Here is a 22642-nt window from a genome sequence, read left to right on the forward strand (position 1 = left end):
GTGGGGAACGTCTGGCTGTTCAGAGCAGCAAGTGGAGGGCTACAGGTGACGGTTATACTGGCAATGCATGTGATGACACATCTGCTTACAGGCAGTTTTGTTGTATCGATTGTGCTTATGCGCAAGGCGATATCTTTTAAGGAAAAAGTGGTTCTGCTCGGACTGGCCTCATTCCTGGGAATTGTGCCGGATCTCTTGGGGAACAGGTATGTGTCTCCTTGGTCGCATTCCATTGTCGTCATGGGGCTGGTCATGGTACCAATCGTGTTCTTATTCAAGCTGCTACTCAAGAAATATTCGTACATTCAGTTATATCTATGTCTGGCGGGGAGTGTGCTGGGGCATATTCTGGTAGACTCTCTGGGACATGGGGTGCATTTGGTGTATCCTCTGTCCAGCGAAGCTTACACCCTGCCATTAATCTACCTCGGTGATCCTACGGTGTGGGTGCCTATGTTGGTGGGTGTTATGAGTTTTGTGCTTCCGGTGCCGTTGGGCAGGAGACGGGTGCTCAATGTAGCCTGTGCTGTGTGTATTGTCCTGTACCTCGGCCTTAAGCTTGCCATGCTGATGCAGCTGGAGCAAGGGCTTCCGCGTAAATTCACGCTAACTCCAGAGGCCGCCGTACAGGTGCATCCGCTTGGGGATTATCAGGTTCAAGGGCTTACGGATTTTTGGAAAATGGGGTTTGACGTCATCGACTCCCAGCGCAGAATCCTTGGAATATTGCCTGTCCCGGGCGGCGGCATCCGGTTGGAGGTTAATCTGATCTTTGCCGCGAAGGGTGACGTTGTACGCAGCAATTCGGGAAAAGACGGGCTGGAGTACGTGTACCGGATGCCCTCTGCTGAAGATGAAGCTTCATTGGAAGTGCTGGAGGAGAGCAGACAAGGGCTTACCGGAGAGATTGTTGCACGCGACCAGGAGGGAAATTCCCGTTATTTCATCTATAAGGATGGAGCGTGGGCAGAAGAACAGAGGAAATAGACTATTGCAAAGTAGGAGGCAGCGCGTGGAAGATACTCAAGCACTTATTCAAAAACTGGATTGGGATACACCAGAAGGTGAACAAGCAGAGGCTATGGGTCGACCAGCCAGCTCCAATATCTTAATGCAATCTTAATGTTCTTGCATATTCCTTAACGCTATATTAATGCCGGACATGATATGTTGAACACCACAGAATAGTCTTCTGTGGTGTTTTTGTTGTGTCCTACAAATAACAAGCGAGTGGTGAAACTGAGTGATTTCATTTTTAAAACGGTTTTTAATTGGCAGACCCTTAAAGTCCAGTGAGCTCGGAGAGCAAAAGTTAAATAAAAAGAAAGCACTGGCTATACTGTCTTCTGATGCGCTGTCATCCGTGGCCTACGGGCCGGAGCAGATACTGATTGTTCTGGTTACGGTTGGGGCCGCCGCCTTCTGGTATTCGATCCCGATTGCGCTGGGTGTGCTGATCCTGCTGACCGCGCTCATTCTGTCCTACCGGCAGATTATTTTTGCTTATTCCCACGGCGGGGGCGCCTATGTGGTGTCCAAGGAGAACCTGGGCAAGTATCCGGGGTTAATTGCCGGCGGTTCGCTGCTGGTTGACTATATTCTAACGGTTGCTGTAAGCATATCGGCGGGGACGGATGCCATCACCTCAGCGTTTCCAAGCCTGCATGAGCATAAAGTGGTGATTGCCATTGCTTTTGTGCTGCTGATCACGATTTTGAACCTAAGAGGAGTAACGGAATCTGCCTCCGTCCTCGCTTATCCGGTCTATTTATTCGTCCTGGCCTTATTCATCCTTATTGGTACAGGTCTGTACAACATCTTGTCAGGTAACGTTCCGGCAGAGCTGCATACCTCGCTGGGTACTCCTGTAGCGGGAATAAGCCTATTTCTATTATTGCGCGCATTTTCTTCCGGGAGCTCTGCGTTAACGGGGGTTGAAGCGATCTCCAATGCCATACCGAATTTCAAAAGCCCGGAAGCGTCCAACGCCTCCAAAACCTTAATCGCCATGGGCGTGTTACTGGCTGTCATGTTCTCAGGCATTGTGGTGTTAGCTTATTATTACGGGATTGCACCCCGCGCTGACGTCACTGTGGTGTCGCAAATTGCCGAGCAAACCTTTGGCCGGAATGCGATGTACTATTTTATCCAAGGAACGACTGCATTAATCTTGATACTGGCTGCCAATACCGGTTATTCCGCCTTTCCACTACTGGCTGTGAACCTTGCCAAGGATAAATTCATTCCGCGAATGTTTACTATGCGGGGGGACCGGCTGGGCTACTCCAACGGCATTATCATATTGGGTGTTCTGTCCATGCTTCTGATTTATGTCTTTGAGGGGAAAACAGAGCAGCTGATTCCTTTATATGCTGTAGGTGTGTTCATTCCCTTTACGTTGTCGCAGAGCGGGATGATGGTGAAATGGCTCCGGGAAAAGCCAGCAGGCTGGGTGCAAAAGTTCATCATTAACACGGTTGGCGCTCTAATCAGCTTCGTGGTGACGATGATGTTCTTCATGACCAAGTTTACTCAGGTATGGCCGGTATTTGTCTTCCTGCCGATTCTGCTCCTGGTGTTCCACCGGATTCATAAGCATTATGAGGCCATTGCGGACCAGCTTAGAATTACGACCTGTGAGGAAACGATCAAGATTGAAGGCAATGTGATTATCGTGCCGGTTGCCGGAATCACTCATGTCGTAATGAACTCCCTGGAATATGCCAAGTCGCTGTCTCCGCAGCAGATTATAGCCGTCTACGTGCCCTTCGAGCGGGAAGATGAAGCGGTGTTCGAGGAGAAGTGGAGAAAGTGGCAGCCGGACGTAAGGTTAGTAACCCTATATACTCCTTATAGAAGCATCGTACAGCCATTGACCAAGTTTATTGATAAAGTGAATTGGAAGGCTGCAGAGCTGAATCATAGAGTAACGGTAATTATTCCACAGTTCATTCCGAAGAAAGGCTGGCATAATATCCTTCATAATCAATCGAGTCTGCTGATACGCGCCCGTCTGCTGTTCCGCAGTGATGTGATTGTCACTACAGTGCCTTATCATTTAAAGAAGTGATGGATTATAAAAAAGCCTGCACCCCTCTATACCGGGCGTGCAGGCTTCTTGCTGTTATTAAGGTTCGTTAAGTTAGCCTAGCTTAAGCAGCCTGCTTCGCAGGCAGCAGACGGCGGACCAGCTTCGCCAGCTCCATCACAATGACTGCGCCTAGGGCGAGTCCGGTGGCGGTCAGCCAGTGGTTCATTCCGAACGTGGCAGGGATCGAGAAGATCTCTCTGACACCTGGCAGGACCGCAATGCCGTAGAAGGCGAAGCAGATCATGACCGCGCCGATTACATATTTGTTGCTGAAGAATCCAGCTTCCACTGAGGTCTGGCTATTGGAGCGGGCAGCAAAGGTCTGCAGGGTGCGCGCCAGAATCAGTGTGGTGAAGGCCATCGCAATCCCCATTTCATCCGAATGCTGCAGCCCGATATACTGGGAGGTAATTACGGCGATCCCGATCAGCAGACCACGGGTGATCACTGCCTGCATCATCCCGCCTGCGAAGATGCCTTCGCTGATGTCCCGCGGCTTGCGGCTCATTACATCCGGCTCGGCCTTTTCCATGCCCAGTGCAATCGCCGGGAGGGAGTCATTCGCCAGGTTAATGAACAACAGCTGAATCGCCGTGAACGGATTGATCCAGTCGAAGATCAGGGCGAACAGGATGGCGATAATCGCCCCCAGATTGCCGGCGAACAGATAGGCGATCGCCTTCTTAATGTTATCGAACACTGTCCGGCCAACGGCCACTGCATTGACAATCGACACGAAGTTATCATCGGTGAGGATCATAGCCGCCGAATCCTTGGCAACATCGGTTCCGCTGCCCATCGCAACTCCGATATCGGCCTGCTTCAGTGCCGGGGCATCATTGACACCGTCACCGGTCATGGCGGTGATTTTACCCTTGCGCTGCCAGGCCCGGACGATCCGGATCTTGTTCTCCGGGGAGACGCGGGCGTAGACGCCGATCTGCTCCAATCTGCTGTCCAGCTCTTCGTCGGACATGGCGTCCAGCTCCTGGCCGGTCACTGCGATCTCATGCTCCGCCATCAGCCCGATGTCGCGGCCTATGGCCTGGGCGGTGGTTTTATGGTCCCCGGTGATCATAATCGTACGGATACCTGCTTTGTTCGACTCAGCAATAGAGCCATATACGGCCTCGCGCGGCGGGTCAATCATCGCCGACAGGCCGACCAGCACCATGTCATGCTCATCGTCAAGGCCCACCTCAGTCACCGTGTCCGGCACGTTCTTATAGGCATAAGCAAGCACGCGCAGCGCTCTGCTGGAGAACTGTTCATTCGCTTCATTGAAGTATTCCAGGACCTCCTCTGACAGCGGAACCTCCTGGCCCTCCAGCAGGACATGGGAGCATCTGCTGAACAGAACATCCGGACCGCCTTTCGTAAGCAGGGCTTTCTGACCTTCGAACGTATGCAATGTGGTCATTAGCTTGCGTTCCGAATCGAACGGCAGCTCGGCCTCGCGCGGGAAGTTATCGCGGATCTCGCGGTAATCCCTGTCCTTGTTATTACTGAAGGCAATCAGTGCTACCTCGGTCGGGTCGCCCAGTTCCTTGCCTTCTTCATTAATATTGGAGTCGTTACAGAGTACGGCGATATGCAGCAGCTTGCGGGCTTCTTCCGACCAGTCATCGGCCTTCAGCTTGAACTGCTCCTTCGGCCCTCCGGGGAGGAAATAATCGACAACCGTCATTTTATTCTGGGTCAGCGTCCCGGTCTTGTCCGTACAGATGACGCTCGTTGATCCCAGTGCCTCTACAGCAGGCAGTTTACGGATAATTGCATGCTGACGGGCCATTTTGTTCGTGCCCACGGAGAGTACAATGGTTACGATAGAAGACAACGCCTCGGGGATAGCGGCGACGGCTACTGCAACAGCGAACATCAGGGCATTCAGGATGGCTTCGGTGGTGTCCACCGTGTCATTCGAGAGCCAGACGCGTGCGGCCTGAATGGAGAAGATTAGTACAGACAGCAGCAGGACGGCAATTCCCAGCTTTTTGCCGAAGCTCTCCAGCTTGCGCTGCAGGGGCGTCTGTTTGGCTTCGGCACTCTCGATCAGCCCGGCGATCTTTCCGAGCTCGGTGCCGAGTGCCGTTCCTGTAATCACCAGAGTTCCCCGTCCATAGACGACCAGTGAGCCGCTGAAGGCCATGTTGCGCCGGTCACCCAGCGGAGCCTCCTGCGGGATCGGGTCAGTATGCTTTTCCACGGCTTCGGATTCGCCCGTCAGCATGCCCTCATCAATCCGCAGACTCCCGGATTCAATAATCCGTCCATCCGCAGGCACATAATCACCAGCCTCCAGGAAGACGATGTCTCCCCGGACAAGCTCCCTTGCCGGAATCGACAGTAAGGCCCCGTCACGCATGACCTTGGCTTCGGGTGCGGACATTTTACGCAGGGCGTCCAGTGAGCTCTCCGCCTTCCGGGTCTGCACCACACTAATTACAGCATTCAGAATCAGCACCACGAAGATGATGACGGATTCCATAATATGTCCCATTACGATCTGAACGGTAGCCGCGATGAGCAGCACAATGACCATAGGATCTTTGAAATTCTCCAGAAACAGCTTCCATAGCGGGTCCTTCGCTTTGCCCTTCAACTCATTGTAGCCTTCCTTGGCCAGCCGGTTCTCTGCTTCAGCAGACGTAAGCCCGCTTGCGGAACTGCCGACTTCTTCCAGGGTGTCTGATATATGGCGGCGGTAATATTCCATCAGGTACAAGCTCCTCTCCCGTTAGTTATTCTTTAGTCTGTATGGTCCAAATTTACGTTATATAGTATGACAAGTTTCAAGATTTTCAGCCCGGGCGGCTAATTACTTATACCCCAAAGGGCGGCTTTTGTATAAAATCAAAGAAAATAGTTATAGTGTTGCGGAACCAGAGACGCTAAGGGCCATGCCCAGGCGTCTTTTTTTGTACTTTTAGAGCAAAACCCATAAAAAGTGGTATTTTTCCCAATGAGGGTTCCTTATGCCGGAGAGGGACAGGCACTATAATATGAAGGCGGTTACATAAAACCGAGGATGAATATAAAAGGGGAGGCAAAGTATGAAAAGTATGAAGCGTGTTTTAGCGGGGCTCTCAACAGTACTCGTAATGTCATCTGCTCTGGCAGGCTGCGGCGGGAACTCAGGTAATAGCTCGTCCGGCGCAGCTGCAACAACGGCTCCGGCATCGAATGCGGCAGAGGCAACCAAAGCTCCTGATGCAGGTAGCGGTGAGAAGGTAACGATCAATCTGTGGAGCTTCACCGATGAAATTCCGAACATGACTAAGAAGTATTTGGAAATCCATCCCGAGGCAAATGTAGAGTTCAAAACTACGATTGTTGCAACTACAGACGGCGCATATCAGCCTGCGCTTGACCAGGCTCTAGCTGCCGGCGGCAAAGATGCACCTGATATTTATGCTACTGAAGGCGCATTCGTACTCAAATATACACAAGGTGATGCATCCACTTTTGCAGCCAACTATGCGGACCTGGGCCTTACTGATCAAATGGTTAAGGATGCAGGCATTGCCCAGTACTCTGTAGATATTGGCAGCAGCACTGACGGACAGCTGAAAGGTCTCGGATATCAGGCCACAGGCGGAGCCTTTATCTATCGCCGCTCGCTTGCCAAAGATGTATTTGGAACAGATGACCCGGCTAAGATTAAGGATGAGGTGGGTCCAGGCTGGGATAAATTCTTCAGTGCAGCAGAGAAGCTGAAAGCTAAAGGGTATGCTGCAGTTTCCGGTGACGGCGATATCTGGCACGCGATCGAAAACAGCTCGGATAAAGGCTGGATTGTCGATGGCAAGCTGCATATCGATCCGAAGCGTGAAGAATTCCTTGATCTCTCTAAGAAGCTTAAAGACAATAACTACTACAACGATACGACAGATTGGCAAGAAGCCTGGTTCGCTGATATGAACGGCACTGGCGAAAAACCAGTCTTCGGATTCTTCGGTCCGGCTTGGCTCATTAACTATACATTAAGCGAACATGCCAAAGATACAAAGGGTGACTGGGCAGTTACTGAATCCCCAACAGGATTCTTCTGGGGAGGCACTTGGTTGCTCGCTAACAAAGACGTAGTCAAGGACGAAGCCAAGAAAAAGGCGGTTGCAGACTTTATCAAGTGGGTAACGCTCGATACCACTGAAACCGGACTCCAGTACTACTGGGCTAACGGAACGTTGAAAGATGGCGAGCAAGGCGCGAAGGACAGCGTTGCTTCCTCCGTTGTCATGGACAAGTCCAAGGGTGACTTGGAACTCGTTGGCGGACAGAACATCTTCGATATCTTTGTTCCGGCGAATGCCAACGCTTCCGGTAAGAACTTGACTGCATTCGACGAAACGATCAACAAGCTCTGGCGTGATCAAGTACGCGAATATACGGCAGGCAATAAGACCCGTGATAAAGCAATCGAAACCTTCAAACAGCAAGTCAAAGACCAACTTAATATTGATAGCGAATAAAAATTAAACGAAGGGGCGGGGGAGTCATCCCGCCCCTTCATATCAACTAAAGGGGTGAGAGCATGCGCCGCAAAGGTGTGAACTACTCTAAATTTGGCTATATTTTTACGTTTCCGTTTGTTTTGGCATTTCTGATTTTCTCACTCTATCCTATTTTATACACCGCATTCATCGGGTTCACGGATTTGCAGGGATTAATACCAAAACCAATACATATTTTGGATAATCCTTTTCAGAATTTCAAAGATTTGCTTTTTAGTAATGCCTCTTTCCGGAAATCACTGATTAACACCGGATTGCTCTGGTTCCTTAACTTCGTTCCTCAGATCCTTCTTGCGCTCTTACTCACTGCATGGTTCACTAACCAGCGTCTTAAAATTAGGGGACAGGGCTTTTTCAAGGTTCTGCTCTACATGCCAAATGTTATTACTGCAGGTACCATCGCCTTGCTGTTCAGCACTCTGTTTGGCTATCCGATGGGTCCGGTAAACAGCTTTTTTCAAATGATGGGCTGGTCCGACGCTCCAATCTATTTCCTTCAGGATAAGACGGTAGCGCGGGGCATTGTGGCATTCATCCAGTTCTGGATGTGGTACGGAAACACCATGATCATCCTTATCGCAGGTGTTATGGGGATCAATCCTGCGCTCTTCGAGTCTGCGGCAATTGACGGTGCAAACGGAGTTCAGACGTTCTTCCGGATCACGCTGCCAAGTTTACGTACCATTATGTTATTCACGCTGATTACATCGATGGTCGGTGGCTTGACTATGTTTGATATTCCGCAGCTCTTCCTTGCAGGCGGACCGGATGACTCTACGCTTACCACCTCCATGTTCATTTATGGGCAAGCCTTTAAAGGAAGCTATTTGTACAACCGTGCAGCTGCTGCGAGTATGATTATGTTCCTGATTTCGGGGATATTGTCCGCATTTGTGTTCTATCTAATGCGTGACCGTGACGCGGCCAGACTTAAAAAAATCGAAAAAATGCACCGGAAATCCACCAAGAGCAGCCAAAAGGGGGGCGTAGCACATGGACAATAATCAAAAAGGCGGAAATGTCACCCGGACGATCAATAAAACGATTATTTATATCGTTTGTATCAGCCTGGCGTTGCTCAGCATTTTACCGTTTTGGATCATGTTTGTTAACGCCACCCGCTCTTCGGCACAAATTCAAGCAGGTCTCTCGCTATTGCCTTCAACGCATATGATGGACAACCTGCGGGTGCTGCTCGAAAAGAGCTTCGATCCGATTCAGGGGTTCATGAATTCATTTATTATTTCGGCTTCAGCCACTCTCCTGACTGTCTATTTCTCATCCCTTGCGGCGTATGGTCTGGTGACTTATAGCTGGAAGCTGCGCGGGGCATTCTTTACCTTTATTTTGTGTGTAATGATGATTCCCTCTCAGGCAAGTGCCATTGGTTTCTATCAGTTTATGTATAAAATTCATTGGACGAACAGCTTCCTTCCACTGATTCTTCCTGCAATTGCCGCGCCGGCTGTAGTGTTCTTTATGCGCCAGTATCTGCTGGCCACACTGTCGATTGAGATTGTGGAAGCAGCACGCGTGGACGGGTCCGGTGAGTTTAAAACCTTTAACCGCATCATCTTGCCGCTGATGGTTCCGGCAGTCGCAACGCAGGCCATCTTCGCCTTCGTGGGCAACTGGAACAACTTGTTCATGCCGTTAATCCTCCTTACTCAGAAGGAGAAGTACACGATGCCGATCATGGTCAGCTTGCTCCGGGGGGATATATACAAGACCTCCTTCGGCTCGATTTACATGGGGCTGGCGCTGACGGCATTGCCGCTGTTCGTAGTCTACTTCCTGCTGTCCCGTTATATTATCGCAGGTGTAGCACTGGGCGGAGTCAAAGAATAACCGGATCAGGATAGCTGTGAAGACAAACCATACTGCAGAGAAGGTCCATTCCGGTGGAACATTCTACTGCAGTTTTTTGTGTGCGGCGGGTTGAATGAACATCCGGCATCAGGTAAGGTGGAAGGATCAACGGATAGGGGGGAAGCAGCAGTGAAAATCGGATTGTTAATTATCGACCTGCAAGAGGTCCATGTAAGCGGGGTAGAGCAGAAGGAAATTGACCGCGCCTGCGAGTATATCAATTTTGTCTCGGGACTGCTGCGCGCCAAGGGACATGCCGTTATTCATATTCAGGATATTGAGGGCATGCAGCCGTCTGAGGAAGCGAAGTTCGCGATTATCCCCGGCGTTGAGGTTCAGGAGACGGATTTCAATGTGAAGAAGGAATACTCGAATGCCTTTTGGAAGACGGATCTGGAGGAGCTTGTGCGGGAGCAGGGCATCGATCTGCTGATCCTCTCCGGCTATGCCGCCGAGCATTGCGTACTGTTCACCTATAACGGTGCTGCCGAGAGGGGAATTAAGGCGGTGCTGTTGCAGAATGGGATTCTAAGCTCGCACAAGGATGTAATCACGGCGGCGTACAGAGACCGGAATCTGATTTCGTATCCTGTGATTCAGGCCCTGGTTCAATCTTAGCTGGAGAAGGAACGCCGGACGATTGAGAAGATAGGGAGCTTCAGATGACGTCACCAAAAAACACCTCCGGCGCCGAATGGGCCTTGAGGTGTTTTGGGTATGCTGTGCTGTGCTTGCGTGCAGTTATTTCCCCTCAGCACGGGCTAACTCTGCATGCACGATAGGGGCCACCTTGGTGCCCAGCAGCTCGATGGCGCGCAGGACCTCACGGTGCGGCATGTAGCCTACATTCACATGCAGGAAGAACCGGGTCACGCCGAGATTCTTACGCAGCAGAATGATCTTCTCGGCGACATACTCTGCGTCACCGACATAGAGGGCGCCGCGTAAGCTGCGGGCATCGTCGAAGGCTGCGCGGTTGTAGGTTCCGCCCCATCCGCGTTCGCGTCCGATGACATTCATCTGGGCCTGGGTGGAAGGGTAGAACAAGGCCGCGGCCTGTTCGTTAGTTTCACCTACGAAGCCATGGGAGTGTGTGGCAATCTGCAGCTTGTCCGGATTATGCCCGGCGCGTGCTGCTGCTTCCTTGTACAGGTTCACCAGCGGAGCGAACCGCTCCGGCATTCCGCCAATAATGGCGAAGGCAATGGGCAGACCCAGTGTTCCGGCCCGCACGGCAGATTCGGGATTGCCGCCGCTGGCGACCCAGACCGGAAGCGGGTCCTGAACAGCACGGGGATAGACCGGCAGATTGTGAATTGCAGGACGATGCCCGCCGCGCCAGGTGACCTTCTCGGAGGCGCGGATCGCCAGCAGCAGCTCCAGATTCTCCTCGAACAATTCATCGTAATCCTCCAGACTGTAACCGAACAGCGGGAAGGACTCAGTGAACGAACCGCGTCCGGCCATAATCTCTGCCCTGCCGTTCGAGAGGCCGTCCAGCGTAGCGAAATCCTGGTAAACCCGCACCGGGTCATCCGAAGATAAGACGCTGACCGCACTGGTCAGTCTAATCCGCTTGGTTGTCGCTGCCGCTGCGGCGAGGATTACAGCCGGGGCACTTCCTGCATAATCCTTACGGTGATGCTCGCCTATTCCATATACGTCCAGGCCCACCTGATCAGCGAGCACGATCTCCTCGACAGCTTCCCGCAGCCGTTCTGCATGACTGATCGTCTGCCCTGTCACCGGGTCCGGTGTAGTCTCCAAAAACGTACTTATCCCAATTTCCATAATTTTCTTATCCTCGGCCATAATGATCCGCCCCTTTCTTCATGTCATCATTCTACTATACTTTTTAATGTTTCTCAACTTTAGTAAGTGAAATGGATGATTTTTATTAGTATATACGGAAGACTCCGTGATTAGCAGGACGCGCCGATGTATGCGAAAAACCGAACACACTGGACAAGTACGTGGGGACGTGTGCGGATGTAATCGAAAAACCGATTACAATTGAACCGGACGCGGCGTGTAGGCGATTGTAATCGAAAAACCGATTACAATGGGACCGGACGCGGCGCGAAGGTGAAATGTAATCGAAAAACCGATTACAATGGGACCGGACGCGGCGCGAAGGTGAAATGTAATCGAAAAACCGATTACAATGGGACCGGACGCGGCGTGTAGGCGAAATGTAATCGAAAAACCGATTACAATGGGCATTTTGCCAGGTACGAGGGGGCGAGGGTCTACACTTCTCCACGCCAAAGAGACCGGGTTGCCCCGGCCTCTTTGGCGGCCTGCTGTCTTCAGGATTCAGGATTTATCCTTCTTGACGGCAAGCTGTACAATCATAATAACGAGAACGAGCAGTGCGATGAGCTGGTCTGTACTCATGGTAGTCCGAACCTCCAATCCCGTAACAAGGATGGCTCTTTACGGACCTGCATCTCCTCTCCAAGAAGCTGCTTCGTTCCCCATAATCCAGCCTATGTATTCATACATACACTTAGCACTTAAGCATATAAATATTATTGCAGCAGACGTCTGCCGGGCGGAGCGGCAATGCCTCTAACCAGCCTTGCGTAACGCAGGTGAACCTTCCAGCAATTTTTAGCTTGTACTTCGGATAAGGCTGCTTTAGTATATATAAATTGGCTTATATTTATATCTACTGTAAGGAGTGCATCGGGGAATGCTGCAGATCAAATGGGGGGCTGAATTATGGTTGTGATAGCCTGCCTGATTTTTGTTGTGACTTTGGTTTTTGTGATCTGGCAGCCGCGGAATTTATCGATTGGCTGGTCCGCCTGCGGCGGGGCGATTCTCGCGCTTGCAGCAGGAGTGGTCAGCTTCGGCGATGTCCGTGATGTGACGCTGATTGTCTGGAATGCGACGCTTGCCTTCGTAGCGATTATTCTAATTTCTTTAATTCTTGATCGTGTCGGCTTCTTCGAGTGGGCGGCACTGCATATGGCGGCGGCGGCACGCGGCAACGGCACGCTGATGTTCATCTATGTGATTGTACTGGGTGCAGTCGTGGCGATGCTGTTCGCCAATGACGGGGCAGCGCTGATTCTGACACCGATCGTGCTGGCGATGGTCCGGGCGCTGAATCTCGACGAGCGCAAGGTCTTTCCTTTCATTATTGCCAGCGGCTTCATTGCTGATACCACCTCGCTGCCGCTGACCGTCAGTAATCTGGTTAATATTGTATCCGCCGATTTCTTCGGCATCACCTTCATGCAGTATGCAGGACATATGTGGCTGCCGACCCTGTTCTCGCTGGGGGCGAGTATCCTGGTCTTATATCTATACTTCCGCCGCAGCATTCCGAAATCATATGACACGGCCGGAATGAAGCGTCCGGGGGACGCCATCAAGGACCAGCGGATGTTCCGGCTCTCCTGGTTCGTACTCGCGCTTCTGGTAGCCGGATATTTCGTCAGTGAATTCCTGGACATTCCAGTATCCGTGGTAGCGGGAGTAATCGCCATCTGCTTCCTGCTGATGGCCCGCAGAAGTCCTTACGTGAAGACGATGGAAGTGGTCAAGGGGGCACCTTGGGCGATTGTTTTCTTCTCTATTGGTATGTACGTGGTGGTGTATGGCCTGCGTAATGCGGGACTGACGGATGTGCTTGCAGAGATGATCGGCGGGATTGCGAAGCACGGGCTGTTCGCAGCCACGATGGGCATGGGCTTCCTGGCCGCGCTGCTCTCCTCGGTGATGAATAATCTGCCGACGGTGCTGATCGGGGCGCTGGCCATTGATACCGCACATGCCGCGGGCCTGGTGAAGGAGGCTCTGATCTACGCCAATGTTATCGGTTCGGATCTGGGGCCGAAAATTACACCGATCGGTTCACTGGCCACCCTGCTGTGGCTGCATGTGCTGTCCGGCAAGGGTGTGAAGATCTCCTGGGGCACCTATTTCAAAATAGGGATTATCCTCACGGTTCCCACACTGTTCATCACATTGCTGGGTCTATATCTGGAGCTGAGGTGGCTCTGATCAGGGATCTGGTAAGCGAACTGGGGGCCACGATCCCGTGTACCATTCATAATATACAAGGAGCGGTGCAGACCTTAGTCTGACCGCTCTTTTTTGATTGGGGTCCCCGCAAATTACCTGAATATCATCGAAGCTAAAGCCACACTTTGTGGGGCTATTGTGAAATCTAAGCCTATCATTCCTTGGTCTTCTCCTGTTCCTGCTCCGGGTACTTCACCACAGGCCATTTCACCTTGCGCAGGGCGTTCAACAGCTCCGGCCCGGCATGCAGATTGCTGCTGACCAGCTGCTGTGGCGTGAGCGCCATCCACTGGTTGAGGGAGACGTCGGCGAACCGGTCACTGCGGAACATCTCCAGGAACCAGAGCGTCTCGGTGCCGGTATTCTGAACATAATGCCCCTGCGCAAAAGGCACATAGCCGACATCCCCGGCCCTGACATTGAAGGTGCGGGCATCGCCGTTGCCTCCGAAGACGGTCATTCGTCCTTGCCCGCTGAGGTAATACTGCCACTCATCATTATTCGGGTGCCAGTGCAGCTCCCGCATCGCCCCGGGCTCAATCTCTACCAGTGCTGCGGCGATATTCCGGGAGATGAGGAAATTGCTGGAGTCGACAATCCGCACACTGCCTCCCGGGGTCTTAAGCGGCGGCTGGGCCATCAGCCGGTGCTTGAAGCTCAGCGGAATCTCCCCGTAGGGCGATTCGACCCGCTGGCTTGCAATCGGGCCGGGCACCTGATCCTGATAGATGTACACCTGCTTCTTGGGAAGATAGGCGAATGCAGATTCAGGTACACCGAAGTTCGCGGACAGGACTTCACGCGGCGTATGGGCGAACCAGTCGGAGATTGACAGGGTGTTCAGGTCCGAGAAGCCTCCATCGTCGAACACAAGCAGGAATTCACATCCCTCAGCCAGACCCTGAATGGAATGCGGGATGCCTGGAGGGAAATACCACAGATCGCCGGGACCGACATCGGCAATGAAGTTGCGGCCATTCTGGTCCACGGCTGTAATCCTTGCGCTGCCAAGTAACATGTAGGACCATTCTGCCTGCTGATGCCAGTGCAGCTCACGTACACCGCCCGGCGTCAGGCTCATATTCACGCCTGCAAGGGTAGTGGCCACCGGCAGCTCCCTGACCGTCACCTCACGGGACCAGCCGCCATGATTCAGCTGCATATGGGCGTCGGAGAACGAGAACTTCAGATTCGGGATCAGCCCGTTGTCTGTGACTGGAGGAACGAACATATCGGGATTCTCCCGGTCGCGCATGATGTCACGTGGACCCAGGTCGACATTGCCTGCACCGTCACTGCGGATGGGCTGGGGAATGACGGGCTGGCCTGGAGAACGGGGATGCTCAGGATTCATCACATTGCTCCTTTCTGGAACGCACAGCATTTCAAGAAAATATATGCGCAAATGTGATAATATTTGACTACCGGACAAAGATCCGTACGATAATCAGAGAGCAGGGTTAGAACTAATGACATTAAGTGGACAAGAACGCTACCGCTTCAGCGAAGCGCCTATATGGGAATTGCAGCGCACCTATTATGAACAGCTGGGTCTCCAGGCTTGGGCCAATGACCAGGTTCCGCAGTATATTACAAGCAATCCGATGATTGGAACGGCATATGCTGAGATCATCTTCGGCTTTCTTCAGGACCGTGCGCAGAAGGGATTCACTAGAGAGCCGGTAGTGGTACTGGAGCTGGGTGCAGGAGTGGGACGTCTGGCGTTCCATGTGCTCCAGCAGCTCTGTGAGCTGATCCAGTATGCGGGCGTGCCGCTGCCGCCGTTCCGTTACGTGATGAGTGATTTACCGTGGAAGAACATTGAAGGCTGGCAGCAGCATGAGGGGCTGAAGCCTTTTGTAGAGCAGGGAATGCTTGATTTTGCCCGCTTCGATGCGGTCCGGGATACGGAGCTGTCCTTAACGCAGAGCGGATTGGTGATTAAGCCCGGGGAGCTGGAGCAGCCGCTGATGGTGATCGCCAACTATTTCTTCGACAGTATCCCGCAGGAGCTGCTCTATGTGGATGAAGGCAAAATCTATGAATGTGAGGTCTCGCTGAAATATCCTGAGCAATCCGCTACGATGGGGCCGTCCGAGGTGCTTCGTGATCTGGTGCCGGAATACCATTACAAGCGTGCAGCGGGCTATGAAGACAGCTCGTATCCTTATCATGAAGTGATTTCCTTCTATCTGGACAAGCTGGAGGATTCACATGTATTGTTCCCGGAGGCAGCCCTGTCCTGCATGGAGCGTCTGGGGGCACTGTCCCGGGGAAGCTTCCTGCTGCTCACTGCCGACAAGGGCGATCACCGGCTGGAGAACTGGGAATTTATCGAGCCGCCGAAGCTGATGCACCACGGCAGCATCTCGCTTACGGCGAATTATCATGCGCTGGTGCATTTTTTTGAGCGGAAAGGCGCACAGTCTCAGTTCACGCAGCATCATTATAAGAATCTCAATGTGGGCTGCATCCTGATGCTGGAGGAGCCGATGCTGCATCCGCATACCCGGCTGGCCTACCGGCGGTTTGTCGAGCGGTTCGGGCCGGATGATTTCTTCAGCCTGAAGGTGTGGATCGACAAGAATTATGACACTATCGGCATGCAGCAGATCCTGGCCTTCTGGCGGCTGGGGGGATATGACGCGGAGCTGTTCATTCAGAGCGCCGAGCGGATCTCCGCGCTGCTGCCGGATGCCAGCGACGAGGAGCTGCTGGACCTTCAGCGGGGGATTGACCGGATGTGGCGGGGCTTCTACCCGATGCCGCAAAAGTATGATCTGGCGCTGGACTGCGGCCTGCTGCTGTTCGAGATGGAGCAGTACGGGGAATCCCGCCGCTTCCTGGAGCATTCGCAGGCGGCGAGTGAGGAGGAGCCGGTAATTACCGTGCTGTACTGCCTGGCGATCTGCAGCTATGAGCAGGAGGATGATGAGGCGGCGCTGGATTATACGCGCAGATCCCTGCTGATCGAGCCGGAGCATGAGGAAGCACTGGAGCTGCTGGCGGCGCTGAGCGAAGCGTAGGGTAGATGGGGAGCTTCTGGGCTGGGGTTATATTGGACGGTGCAAAGGCACGTTGGCCATGGGCCAACCGGCTACCGCCAGTATCGCACATCCATTAGGGTAATTGTCTTCCTGCCGCAAGCAGCCGGCCTTTACACGCTGCGTGAGATTTGATATTCTGTATCCAATAATTTAAACGCGATGACGAGAAGAGTACATTCAGTTTCTTCCCTCACAGAGAGCTCCGGCTGGTGTGAAGGAGCAGGGAAGACTGGATGGAAACAAGCCTCTGAGCGGCTTACCGGAACCAGGCAGCAGCCGGGGATGGTAGACAGGAGCTCCTGTTATAGAGCTAGAGTATAAGCCCTGCCGGATGGCAGCGCCGTACTTGATGAGATTAATATGGTGACATATTAATAAACCTGGGGTGGTACCGCGAGAATTTCGTCCCCAAGACTTACGGTCTTGGAGGTGAGGTTCTTTTTTGTTGTATCCAGATCAAGCGGTGTACCACTCATAAACAGGAGGAGATTGGAATGACAGAGAATAATGGACCGGCTCTGCCGGAGAATTATATGGATAAGCTGATTAGAGAGGATGTGGAGGCCGGAGTCTTCAGCCGGGAGATCTGCACCCGGTTTCCGCCGGAGCCTAATGGCTATCTGCATATCGGGAGTGCTTTTGCCATCCATACGAATGCGGGAATCGCCCGTAAATACGGCGGACGCTTCCACCTGCGCTACGACGATACCAACCCGCTCAAAGAGGATAAGGAGTATGTGGAGGCGATCATCCGTGATCTTGAATGGCTCGGCTGCAGTCCGGGGGAGCATATCTACTACGGCTCCGATTATTCGGAGGAGATCTACCGCAGTGCAGAGATGCTGATTCTGAAGGGCAAAGCTTATGTCTGCGATCTGACGGCAGCGGAGGTAACGGCTTACCGGGGAAGCTTAACCGGGCCGGGGCAGGACAGTCCTTACCGCGGCCGCACACCGGAGGAGAGTCTGCGGTTGTTCCGGGCAATGCGCAAGGGGGAATACCCGAGCGGCGCCAAAGTGCTGCGGGCGCGGATTGACATGGCTTCGCCGAATATGAATCTGCGGGATCCGGTGCTCTACCGGATTATTCATGCAGAGCATTACCGTACAGGCAATGCCTGGTGTATTTATCCCATGTATGACTTCGCCCATCCGATTCAGGATGCGCTGGAAGGGGTGACGCATTCGCTGTGCTCGATCGAATTCAAGGATCACCGGCCGCTGTATGAGTGGGTGCTGCGGGAACTGGAAATCCCGGAAGCCCCTAGGCAAAGGGAGTTTGGCCGGGTGAACCTGACGGGAGTGGTCACCAGCAAGCGGTATCTCCGGGAGCTGGTTGCCGGGGGCTATGTGGACGGCTGGGATGATCCGCGGCTGCCAACACTCAGCGGACTGCGCAGACGGGGATTCACGCCGGAGAGCATCAGGGATTTCGTCCGGGAGATCGGGATGGTCCGGAATACGGCCATGGTGGATTTCTCGCTGCTGGAGCATTGCCTGAGACAGGATCTTAAGGCCAAGGTGCCGGCTGTCATGGCTGTGCTTGACCCGCTGAAGGTCGTGCTTACCAATTACGCAGCCGGGGCCTCCGAGCTGCTTACTATCAATAACAACCCCGAGAATGCCGGGCTGGGCTCAAGAGAGGTGCCGTTCTCCGGTACGCTCTATATTGAGCGGGCCGATTTCATGGAGGTGCCTGTGAAGGGCTTCCGCAGATTGGTTCCAGGCGGCGAGGTGCGGCTTAAGGGCGGTTATATTATCTGCTGCCATGAGGTCATTAAGGATGCGCAGACGGGAGCCATTCTCGAACTGCGGTGTACCTACGACCCGGAGACTAAGAGCGGCGGTACACTCAGCGGCCGGAAGGTGAGGGGGACCGTGCAATGGGTCTCGGCTGCTCATGCGCGGAAGAGTGACGTACATCTGTATGAGCAACTGCTGACGGATAACAACGGGCCGAAGGAGGAAGGGGAGAGCTGGGAGGAATACATCAATCCGGGTTCCGCAACCTTGCTTAAGGATTGCCTGCTGGAGCCGCTTGCCGGTAACCCTCAACCCGGGGATACCTACCAGTTCCTGCGTCACGGCTATTTCTGCATCGACAGCAGGCATAGCACAGCTCAGAAGCTGGTGTTCAACCGAATTGTCCCGCTTAAGGACACTTGGAAGGGCAACGCAGCAACATCTGCGGAAGTGTAATAAGTACAAGACCTTTCTCACACCTTCTAGGAACGTTGTACGGACTGGCTACGCTAAGGCTATTTCTTAAAAGCTCACAGAGTTACACAATCAGCGATGCTCTTGTTATGGGAGCATCGCTGATTTGCGTGAGGCGTCTGCCATGTTAAGGGTCGACAAGCGGGAGAATACCGTTTCCGGTTGGGAGTAGAGCGTTGTCTGCACTTTGTACATTAGATTTCATTAAAATCGATCAAAAAACGGCTTCTATTGTAGTTTATACAGCGCACAAAGTACAATCACCTCCAGCAAAGGAGTTCGCCCGATTGTGGGAGCGGGTAATAACATAAGGCATAAGCCTCACTTTATAGAGTCGAATTACATAATATGGGTGAAGGATTAGGTGTGCAGGCATAAGATCAGGCAGCGTATGAAAACCCAGTGAAAATACATTTACAATTCTCATCTTGAGGATTATAATAAAACCAGATCAAATGTTGCACCAGGGAAACTTTCGTGTGTATAGACAACTTTTTCCGGGCAAGAGGAGGACAGAACATGATGGAGCAAAATACCGCAGTAGAATCATCCCCTATACTTAAGGGTCATACAGGTCATACTAACAAACATTCGGCGCAATCGGTGCTTAACGGAGATGTCAAAGGACTGAAGAGACTTCTTCCTTTTCTGGGCCCGGCTTTTATAGCTTCCGTAGCTTACCTGGACCCCGGCAATTTCGCCACTAATATTACCGCAGGCTCGAAATACGGTTATCTGCTGCTCTGGGTCATCTTCGCCTCGAATCTGATGGCCGTACTGATTCAATCCTTATCCGCCAAGCTTGGCATTGCTACCGGCAAGAATCTGCCGGAGGTCGCGCGGGAGCAATTCCCGAAGGGCGTGTCGATCTTCCTGTGGATTCAGAGTGAAATCGTCATTATCGCCACCGATCTTGCGGAATTCATCGGCGCAGCGCTAGGACTTTATCTGCTGTTCGGCATCCCGATGCTTCCGGCGGCACTGATCACCGCGGTAGGATCGTTTGCCATTCTGGAATTACAGCGGCGCGGTTACCGTACGCTTGAGGCCGGAATCGCCGGCATGGTGATGATCGTTGTTCTGGCGTTTGTATTCCAGGTCATTATGGCGAAGCCGGATGCAGGCAGCGTAGTGGCGGGGATGTTCACCCCCAGATTCGAAGGCGTGGACAGCATTCTGCTGGCTGCCGGGATTCTCGGTGCAACGGTTATGCCCCATGCCATCTATCTGCATTCTTCGCTGACCCAGAGCCGTATCGTCGGCGCTAATGAGAAGGAGAAGAAGCAGATTTTCCGGCTCGAATTCATCGATATCCTGATTGCGATGCTGATTGCCGGTGCAGTAAATATGGCTATGGTCATCGTCGCAGCGGCACTGTTCTTCAAGAATGGTCTGGTCGTCGAGGATTTGGATATCGCCTTCGAGCAGTTCCGCAATCTGGCGGGTCCGGTTACAGCGATCTCCTTCGGCCTCAGCCTGCTGATCGCAGGTCTGTCCAGCTCGTCGGTGGGCACAATGGCCGGTGATGTGGTCATGCAGGGCTTCATTAATAAAAAAATCAATCTCTACCTCCGCCGGGCGATCACCATTATTCCGCCGCTCGCCATCATCGCTTTAGGCGTTAATGCGACCAGCGCACTGGTGATGAGCCAGGTCGTCCTTTCCTTCGGGATTGCTTTCGCCCTGATTCCGCTCGTCATCTTCACCAGTGACCGCCGGATCATGCAGGGGCTGGTGAACCACCGGATCACCACCATCCTCGGCTGGATCATCTCCGCCCTGGTGGTCGCGCTGAACCTGTTTCTGGTAGTGGAGATGTTTGTGTAAGTTGTGCATGGAATTGATTATTTGAAGTGTGGACCCTATGCTCCACGGCCAGTAACATTTATAGAGGAATCCTGCAAGATGTGCAACAATACTGCCCCATAGAAGCGACTTATGCTGAAATCCTGCATAAAATGCAACAAATTCAGCGCTAACTTGCTATAAACACCAGAATTCCTGCAAAAGATGCAACAATCTACCGTAGCCCGTAACTTTTTTAGAGGAATCCTGCAAAATGTGCAACAATGCGATCCATACAAGCGATCCGTGAGCGGAAAGTCTCGGAATTGGCGAGAGATAGGTGGAGCACCTCCAGGAAAGGAAGAAGCTACATTGGATACCACGTACAGTTCACCTGAACTTGCCGGAGGCGGGCGATAGGCGAGAATGAAGAGCAGATGTGCACTTGAATTAGAGTTTGTAACTCCCACCCTTAAACAGCGGAGTGGGCGGAATGATCCGCGGAGAAGCGGAGCGTTCGCCTTTGTATCCGGATTTTCACCGATTAGGGGAATGAAAAAAACCTGGATACAAGAGCGATTGGAACAACATTCCGTTTGCGGAGCGTGCTCACCGGGCGTCGTACGTAAATCATGCGCATAACAAAAGAGGTGTCTCATTTGCCGTTTGCCGGCTTCTGGGACACCTCTTTTCTGTTAATGGATCAGCTTGCTGCTATTGCTTCACAATATCCTGCACCGCTTTGTCCAGCTTCTCCAGCAGCTGGTCATGGTTCAGCTGGCCGCCGAGGTATTCCTGCATGGCTGCGCCGAAGCCCTGGGTGACGCCGTCAGGGAACATATCCCAGTTCCAGCCCAGCGCATTCCCGGATTTCTCCTGCACAGCAACGGCAACCTGGCCGATATCAGCGGCATCTGCGGTGATGTTCGCTTCCGCCGGAATGAACTTGAATTCCTTGGTCAGATACTTCTGGCCCGTTTCCGAGCTGACCATCCAGTTCAGGAAGGCCTTGGCTTCCTCCGGATGTGCGGATTTGCTGTTCACGATATAGTTGTTAGGCACGCCCACCAGGATGGTGCCTTCCTCGTTATTGATCGGGAGCGGGAGGAGGCCCAGGTTCAGGGCCGGATCAATTTTGTCGATATCGCCTTGCGTCCAGTTCCCTTGCAGCATCATGGCGGCCTTGCCAGAGGCAAATTCAGCCACCTGGGTCGCATAATCGGTAGTCATCTTGTTGTCCTGGGCATTGCCTATGATCACATCTACGAGATCCAGCCATTGCTTGAAGACAGCGTTGCCCTTGATGGTCTGTTTGCCCGCCTTCACATCATCAATGAACTGCTTGGGATCAGGCTGGTGCGCCATACCCACGTTAACAAGGTGAATCCCCATCGACCACCACTCATTGGTCGCTTCGAACGGCGTGATGCCGGCAGTCTTCAGCTTGGCAACAGCGTCCTTGAGCTGCGGGAGTGTCTTAGGCTCTTCCGTAATACCGGCCTTGGCGAACAGATCCTTGTTATAGATCAGCCCGTAGCCTTCAACATTCATAGGCATGCCATAGAGCTTGCCGTCTACGGTTGCCGGTGTCTTGGCGGTCGGAATCAGCTGGGCGGCCCAAGGCTCATTGCTCAGGTCAGTGGCACGGTCCATATAAGGAACAAGGGCTGTATACCCGCCGTTATTGAAAATCTCAGGCTCAGAGCCGGAAGCAATCTCCGCCTTCAGCAGTGCACCGTAATCCTCACCGCCGCCGTGCGTTTCGACCTCAACCTTCACCCCCGTCTCCTTCTCATATTCTTCAGCGAGCGCATTCAGCTGCTCGGCAATTTCCACCTTGAACTGGAACATCTTAATCGTAACATCCTTGGCAGGCGCTTTGCCGGCTTCCGGTGCTGCGGATTCGGTTGACGCGTTAGGAGCATTCGTAGCGCTTCCATTGCCTGCGGAATTCGTATTGCCGCTGTTCCCGCAACCTGCGATAATGAGGGTGCAAACGGTTGCCATGATGAACGCGAACTTTCTTTTCATAGAATAACCTCCCTGGTCTGTGGTTCCTGCTCTTAGAGCGTAATGGAATTCAAA

General features: G+C 52.8%; 14 protein-coding genes and 1 other annotated feature. Of the genes, 10 read left to right on the forward strand and 4 right to left on the reverse strand.

Features of this window, described 5'->3' with window-relative positions; translation table 11 throughout:
* Positions 1-45: 45 nt before the first annotated feature.
* Positions 46-987 carry a metal-dependent hydrolase gene (locus NSU18_RS23795; protein ID WP_341150211.1) on the forward strand — a complete coding sequence of 314 codons (942 nt, stop codon included), beginning with the start codon at positions 46-48 and terminating at the stop codon, positions 985-987.
* Between the two features lie 256 nt (positions 988-1243).
* A complete protein-coding gene (locus NSU18_RS23800; RefSeq protein ID WP_341150212.1) occupies positions 1244-3070 on the forward strand; it encodes an APC family permease in 1827 nt (608 codons plus the stop codon).
* An 82-nt stretch (positions 3071-3152) separates the two neighbouring features.
* Here NSU18_RS23800 and NSU18_RS23805 read toward each other — a convergent pair whose 3' ends face one another.
* Positions 3153-5807: a cation-translocating P-type ATPase gene (locus NSU18_RS23805; RefSeq protein ID WP_341150213.1), complete on the reverse strand. Its 2655-nt coding sequence runs from the start codon at positions 5805-5807 to the stop codon at positions 3153-3155.
* Between the two features lie 337 nt (positions 5808-6144).
* On the opposite strand from NSU18_RS23805, the gene NSU18_RS23810 reads away from it, so the two are divergent.
* The 4 genes from NSU18_RS23810 to NSU18_RS23825 all read left to right on the forward strand — a co-directional run bounded on the left by NSU18_RS23810 (position 6145) and on the right by NSU18_RS23825 (position 10092).
* Entirely contained in the window at positions 6145-7563 is a 1419-nt protein-coding gene (locus tag NSU18_RS23810; protein WP_341016491.1) for an ABC transporter substrate-binding protein, read from the forward strand.
* Positions 7564-7625: 62 nt separating this feature from the next.
* On the forward strand, positions 7626-8609 hold the full coding sequence (locus NSU18_RS23815) for a carbohydrate ABC transporter permease (RefSeq protein WP_341016492.1): 984 nt from the start codon (positions 7626-7628) through the stop codon (positions 8607-8609).
* Positions 8599-9453, forward strand: a complete 855-nt coding sequence (locus NSU18_RS23820) for a carbohydrate ABC transporter permease (protein WP_341016493.1) — start codon at positions 8599-8601, stop codon at positions 9451-9453. The genes NSU18_RS23815 and NSU18_RS23820 overlap by 11 nt, the downstream gene beginning before the upstream one ends.
* A 150-nt stretch (positions 9454-9603) precedes the next feature.
* Positions 9604-10092, forward strand: coding sequence for a cysteine hydrolase family protein (locus NSU18_RS23825; protein WP_341150214.1), 489 nt, complete (start codon positions 9604-9606; stop codon positions 10090-10092).
* A 123-nt stretch (positions 10093-10215) separates the two neighbouring features.
* Here the strand turns inward: NSU18_RS23825 and NSU18_RS23830 are convergent, their stop codons facing one another.
* Positions 10216-11265, reverse strand: a complete 1050-nt coding sequence (locus NSU18_RS23830) for an LLM class flavin-dependent oxidoreductase (RefSeq protein WP_341016495.1) — start codon at positions 11263-11265, stop codon at positions 10216-10218.
* Positions 11266-12198: 933 nt separating this feature from the next.
* Here NSU18_RS23830 and NSU18_RS23835 point away from each other — a divergent pair.
* Positions 12199-13488: an arsenic transporter gene (locus NSU18_RS23835; protein WP_341150215.1), complete on the forward strand. Its 1290-nt coding sequence runs from the start codon at positions 12199-12201 to the stop codon at positions 13486-13488.
* Positions 13489-13663: 175 nt separating this feature from the next.
* Here NSU18_RS23835 and NSU18_RS23840 read toward each other — a convergent pair whose 3' ends face one another.
* The gene (locus NSU18_RS23840) at positions 13664-14863 is read right to left on the reverse strand and encodes an oxalate decarboxylase family bicupin (RefSeq protein ID WP_341150216.1); all 1200 of its coding nucleotides are present in this window, start codon (positions 14861-14863) and stop codon (positions 13664-13666) included.
* A 115-nt stretch (positions 14864-14978) separates the two neighbouring features.
* Between NSU18_RS23840 and NSU18_RS23845 the strand changes: the two genes are divergently transcribed.
* The 3 genes from NSU18_RS23845 (at position 14979) to NSU18_RS23855 (ending at position 20599) form a co-directional block, all read left to right on the forward strand.
* Positions 14979-16535 carry a tetratricopeptide repeat protein gene (locus NSU18_RS23845; RefSeq protein WP_341150217.1) on the forward strand — a complete coding sequence of 519 codons (1557 nt, stop codon included), beginning with the start codon at positions 14979-14981 and terminating at the stop codon, positions 16533-16535.
* Positions 16536-16706: 171 nt separating this feature from the next.
* Positions 16707-16969: a binding site (T-box leader), on the forward strand.
* An 81-nt stretch (positions 16970-17050) separates the two neighbouring features.
* A complete protein-coding gene (locus NSU18_RS23850) occupies positions 17051-18754 on the forward strand; it encodes a glutamine--tRNA ligase/YqeY domain fusion protein (protein ID WP_341150218.1) in 1704 nt (567 codons plus the stop codon).
* A gap of 537 nt (positions 18755-19291) precedes the next feature.
* On the forward strand, positions 19292-20599 hold the full coding sequence (locus NSU18_RS23855) for an Nramp family divalent metal transporter (protein WP_341016505.1): 1308 nt from the start codon (positions 19292-19294) through the stop codon (positions 20597-20599).
* A gap of 672 nt (positions 20600-21271) precedes the next feature.
* Here the strand turns inward: NSU18_RS23855 and NSU18_RS23860 are convergent.
* Positions 21272-22588 (reverse strand): ABC transporter substrate-binding protein, encoded by a 1317-nt coding sequence (locus NSU18_RS23860; protein ID WP_341150219.1) that lies wholly within the window; start codon positions 22586-22588, stop codon positions 21272-21274.
* Positions 22589-22642 lie beyond the last annotated feature (54 nt).

The organism is Paenibacillus sp. FSL H8-0048 (genome assembly GCF_038002825.1).
Classification (GTDB): Bacteria; Bacillota; Bacilli; order Paenibacillales; family Paenibacillaceae; genus Paenibacillus_AQ.

What these genes read in the sequence shown, in the direction of transcription:
- NSU18_RS23805 (WP_341150213.1), bottom strand. Translation starts at nt 5,807, where the DNA reads ATGGAATATTACCGCCGCCATATATCAGACACCCTGGAAGAAGTCGGC.
- NSU18_RS23810 (WP_341016491.1), top strand. Translation starts at nt 6,145, where the DNA reads ATGAAAAGTATGAAGCGTGTTTTAGCGGGGCTCTCAACAGTACTCGTA.
- NSU18_RS23815 (WP_341016492.1), top strand. Translation starts at nt 7,626, where the DNA reads ATGCGCCGCAAAGGTGTGAACTACTCTAAATTTGGCTATATTTTTACG.
- NSU18_RS23820 (WP_341016493.1), top strand. Translation starts at nt 8,599, where the DNA reads ATGGACAATAATCAAAAAGGCGGAAATGTCACCCGGACGATCAATAAA.
- NSU18_RS23830 (WP_341016495.1), bottom strand. Translation starts at nt 11,265, where the DNA reads ATGGAAATTGGGATAAGTACGTTTTTGGAGACTACACCGGACCCGGTG.
- NSU18_RS23835 (WP_341150215.1), top strand. Translation starts at nt 12,199, where the DNA reads ATGGTTGTGATAGCCTGCCTGATTTTTGTTGTGACTTTGGTTTTTGTG.
- NSU18_RS23840 (WP_341150216.1), bottom strand. Translation starts at nt 14,863, where the DNA reads ATGAATCCTGAGCATCCCCGTTCTCCAGGCCAGCCCGTCATTCCCCAG.
- NSU18_RS23845 (WP_341150217.1), top strand. Translation starts at nt 14,979, where the DNA reads ATGACATTAAGTGGACAAGAACGCTACCGCTTCAGCGAAGCGCCTATA.
- NSU18_RS23850 (WP_341150218.1), top strand. Translation starts at nt 17,051, where the DNA reads ATGACAGAGAATAATGGACCGGCTCTGCCGGAGAATTATATGGATAAG.
- NSU18_RS23855 (WP_341016505.1), top strand. Translation starts at nt 19,292, where the DNA reads ATGATGGAGCAAAATACCGCAGTAGAATCATCCCCTATACTTAAGGGT.
- NSU18_RS23860 (WP_341150219.1), bottom strand. Translation starts at nt 22,588, where the DNA reads ATGAAAAGAAAGTTCGCGTTCATCATGGCAACCGTTTGCACCCTCATT.